The organism is Candidatus Skiveiella danica (assembly GCF_022705245.1).
Taxonomy (GTDB): domain Bacteria; phylum Pseudomonadota; class Gammaproteobacteria; order Burkholderiales; family Burkholderiaceae_C; genus Skiveiella; species Skiveiella danica.
In genome coordinates this window covers 1-1052 of record NZ_JAKJEW010000089.1, presented here as the reverse complement: position 1 = coordinate 1052, position 1052 = coordinate 1, and the positions used below count along the sequence as shown (strand labels likewise).

The window sequence follows — 1052 nt, the reverse complement described above, 5'->3', positions numbered from 1 at the left end:
CCTTTGAGGAAACTTCGCTGGAAGAGGAGGTGTTGTTTCGTCGCCGCGACCGCAAGCAGGTGCGGCTTTCGGAAGGGCTCTGGGATGGCAGCGCCACAGTCAATATGAAGCGGGTTGTTCGAGAAGGCGACCAGCCAGGAGAAGAGGTCATCGTTGGCTACTATGTCGCACGCATTTCATGAGATACAGCCCGGCCTGAAGATCAACCACCCCGAGCTGGGAGATGGCGTCGTCGTCGGTCGAGAGCCGACGGGGTACATCACGGTCTTCTTTCGCGCTCATGGGGAGCGGCAGGTGCCGGTTCGATCAGATCGTCCAAAGCATGGTTCCGGCAACACCGGATCGGCTGGAACAGCTTTGGTTGGCGGTGGAAGCCGAAGAACTGCCGCTGATGGAAAGCGCCGCGACCTTGACTTCTGCAAAGGTGGACTTGTTGCCGCACCAGGTGGTGCTGGTCCACCGGGTGGCCAATGCCCGCCCCAAGCGTTTCCTGGTCGCCGACGAGGTCGGGCTGGGTAAGACCATCGAGGCCGCTCTCATCCTTCGCGAACTCGCTTCCCGGGGTGAGCTGGCCCGGGCCATTATGGTCGTCCCGGCCGGGCTGGTGGAGAACTGGCGTAGGGAGCTGAACGAGGTTTTCAATCTCGATTTTGAGGTGTTCGGCAGCGAGGGGGATGTTACCGACCGAAAAACCAACGCCTTTGCCAAGCACAATCGCCTGATCGTCTCGGTCGATACGCTCAAACGCCCTGCGCGGGTGAAGAAGCTTCTCGCTGCGCCACCCTGGGATCTGGTGGTTTTCGACGAAGCCCATCACCTGAGCGTTTATCGCTACGGCAATAAGGTCAAGAAGACCGAGAATTTTAAACTTGCCGAAGCCATCCGCGATCATTGCCGCGATCTCATTCTCCTTTCTGCAACGCCGCACCAGGGCGATCATTTCCGTTTTTGGATGCTGATCCGGTTGCTCAGCCCCGAGCTCTTCGAGAGCGACCAGGACATGATCCGCAATAGGCACCGTCTCAATGCGGTCGTCATCCGCCGCACCAAGG

At 59.3% G+C, this 1052-nt stretch carries 2 protein-coding genes; both read left to right on the top strand.

Translation table 11 applies throughout. From position 1 onward, the window contains the following. Positions 1–182 (top strand): hypothetical protein (locus tag ACMUOY_RS20110; RefSeq protein ID WP_413894508.1); only part of this gene is annotated, 182 nt, incomplete at its 5' end. Between the two features lie 140 nt (positions 183–322). Beyond that, on the top strand, positions 323–1052 hold a 730-nt coding region (locus ACMUOY_RS20105; protein ID WP_413894507.1), incomplete at its 3' end, for a DEAD/DEAH box helicase.